Here is a 2,728-nt window from a genome sequence, read left to right as displayed (position 1 = left end):
GCGCTACGCGATGCCGCGCCGGTCGATGCTGCGCCGATCGCCCGATACCTCGATGCGGAAGCCCAAGGCCTTCGCGGAAGCGCGCAGCAGGGCATCCGAAAGATTCGGGCGATGCTGGACTATGTCCCGACCCCTGATGAAATCGCCCGCGCTCGCGCCACAGGCCAACCGCCACCTGGCGGTCTGATCACCGACGCCAGCACCTTGCTGAACACGCGGCATGCGATCGACGATATGCTGGAAACAGCAGAGGGAACCAACAACCTCAATGCGCTGACTACCGCGCGGCAGGCTGTAGATGACGAGTTGGCCAACACGGTGCCGAACATCAAGGAAGTGGATGCCAAGTTCGCGGAACTCGCTCGGCAGAAGGAGGCCGTTCAGCGTGGCCAGACGGTGCTTTCCAGCGGCCGAGAGGCACCGCGACCCAATGAGCTCGCCTCTGAAGTCAGGCAGGGCGCGCTGCCGCAGGGTTTGCAAATCGGCCCCTCGGCGGTTCCTCTCCGTCTTCGTGAGGGCGCTCGCGCCGAAATTGAACGCATCGTCGGCACCAACGCGAATGATCGCGTAGCGCTTCAACGCCTGATCAAGGGTGAAGGCGACTGGAACCGGGCGCGGCTTTCAACACTATTCGGGCAGGACAAGGCTCGCGCCATCATCGATCTGCTCGACCGGGAGAAGCTGTTCACCGACACGGCCGATCAGGTAATCCGCAATTCTCACACAGCGGCCCGGCAAGCCGCGCAGCAGGAGTTGACCGGTTCCGGCGCTGAAGCATTCGGCGTGCCCCAGGCTTTCATGGCGGGAGGCCTGCGCGGTGCAGTGCGAGCTGCCGGTGTGCGCGGCGTTGACGCCGTTGTGGAAGCCCTGCGCGGGGTGAAAAGCGAGGCGTCTCGGACAGGGATGGCGCGGGCGCTCACCAGCAACGATCCGGCCATCCTGGACGCCCTCTTGCGAGCAAATCGCGGATCGGGAGTCACCGGTTCAGAGGTCGATAAGGTTACGCGCGCTCTGCTGCTCTCGGCGAGCCAGCGATCGGCGATCCCACAAAATCAGTGACCTAACGACAACCAAAACCGCTGCCACGCCAACGGCGAATCCGACCACAAAAAGGCGCCCTGAGGCTATCGTGTCCGCTGACGCGTACCAAAAGGCGAAAAGGCCGATGACGCCAGTAGTTATCAGGAAATAGACTTGGTGCCGACCTGATCTGCTCATGCCCCGCGTGTGGGCAGGGTCTTGCAATAGCAAGGCAAGGCACGCCGCCATGGTGCCAAAGCCGCCTATCACCAGCCCTGTCGAGAAACGCGGCTCAAGGGCCCGAATGCCAGCGCCAAGCAGGTCGTGAAGCACGACCATGGTCCCTATGGTGATCAGGGCAGCGATGATCTGCAGAATTCTGACGCGCATGGCCGCCGGAACATAAGAGCAATCCCCGAAAATTGAAAGGTGCTGCCCATGCCCCGTGATGGAAGCGGCGTTTACAGCTACCCGGCAAACGGCGATGCCGTGCCGAACACGCCCATTTCGAGCTCTGCCTACAACACCCGGTCGGCGGACTTGCTCACCGATCTGAACGCGGCCCGGCCCATTACGGCCGGCGGCACTGCCGCCACGTCTGCGGTCGGCGGCAATGACAACCTGAACCCGGCCGGCGCCAACATGGCGTCTGCCGCGACCCTGAACCTCGCGACGTCGACGGGCACGCTGATCAATGTCACCGGCACGACCACGATCACCGCTCTGGGCACTCTCGCAGCCGGCGCCGAGCGTGAGCTGGTGTTTCAGGCGGCTCTGACGCTGACGCACAATGCGACCAGCCTCATTCTGCCAGGCGGGGCGAACATCGTCACCGCTGCCGGCGACGTAGCGCGCATGCGGTCGCTCGGTGGTGGCAATTGGCGCTGCATGAGCTACCAGCGGGCAACGGTACCGCCCTACGGGCAGTCGATCGTGCAGCCGACGCTTACCCTTAAGCAGAGTGCCGCGCCAGCGCCGACGGCGGAGGGCGATATCCAGTGGGATACGGATGACAACGTGCTGGTCATCGGCGACGGTGCGGGCCAGCAGATATTCGTTCCGCTGCCTGCCTCAGTCGCCGCTGGCGATATCTTCTATGCGACCAGCGCCAAAGTCCTGACGCGGCTACCAAAGGGGACCGCTGGCCAAGTGCTGCAAATGAACCCCGGAGCCGCGGCGCCGCAGTGGGCGAGTGTGCCGTTCACCAAGTCGTATGAAAGCGGCCAGATCAATGTTTCGACGAATTCCTCTACGTCGGTCGCGCATGGCCTTGGCGTGCAGCCCAAACTGTTCGCGGCGGCGTTGGTCTGCACGACCAACGAATTTGGCTATGTGGTCGGGGACGAAGTTGAGATCAACGTCAATACCAACTCGTCTAGCGGTACTTCGGGCGGCATTTCGATGTACGTCAACGGAACAGCCAATATCGGCATCCGTATCGGCAACGCGATCAGCATCTGGGACAAAAACGGCGGTATTTTTGGTATCACTCCCGGAAGTTGGAAGCTTATTGTGAGGGCGTGGGCGTAACGGCCGCCGACCGCCTTGGCCTGGCCGCCTTAGGCGCGCGCTGGCGCAGAATCTCGTCAAGACGCTCGGTCACCGCCTTGAGAGGGATATCCTTCGCCATGGTGGAGCCGAATTCTCTGGCCTCAATCACCCAATGGTGCGGCGTCACCGGTCGCCAAAGGCGGGCGTTGGTGGGCCC

General features: G+C 63.0%; 3 protein-coding genes. 2 read left to right on the top strand and 1 reads right to left on the bottom strand.

The window, feature by feature from the left end:
- Together EOA60_RS27565 and EOA60_RS27560 are read left to right on the top strand one after the other, a co-directional pair.
- Positions 1-1,059, top strand: a 1,059-nt coding sequence (locus EOA60_RS27565) for a hypothetical protein (RefSeq protein ID WP_128312204.1), incomplete at its 5' end; no start/stop codon positions are given.
- 399 nt (positions 1,060-1,458) lie between these two features.
- Entirely contained in the window at positions 1,459-2,550 is a 1,092-nt protein-coding gene (locus EOA60_RS27560) for a hypothetical protein (protein ID WP_128370134.1), read from the top strand.
- Here the strand turns inward: EOA60_RS27560 and EOA60_RS38380 are convergent.
- Positions 2,528-2,728, bottom strand: a 201-nt coding sequence (locus EOA60_RS38380) for a hypothetical protein (protein WP_206628269.1), incomplete at its 5' end; no start/stop codon positions are given. The two genes, EOA60_RS27560 and EOA60_RS38380, sit on opposite strands and share 23 nt — an antisense overlap.

The organism is Mesorhizobium sp. M1A.F.Ca.IN.020.06.1.1 (genome assembly GCF_004023265.1).
Classification (GTDB): Bacteria; Pseudomonadota; Alphaproteobacteria; order Rhizobiales; family Rhizobiaceae; genus Mesorhizobium.
The sequence above is the reverse complement of the archived record's forward strand: the minus strand, read 5'-3'. Positions and strand labels throughout refer to the sequence as shown.

What these genes read in the sequence shown, in the direction of transcription:
- EOA60_RS27560 (WP_128370134.1), top strand. Translation starts at nt 1,459, where the DNA reads ATGCCCCGTGATGGAAGCGGCGTTTACAGCTACCCGGCAAACGGCGAT.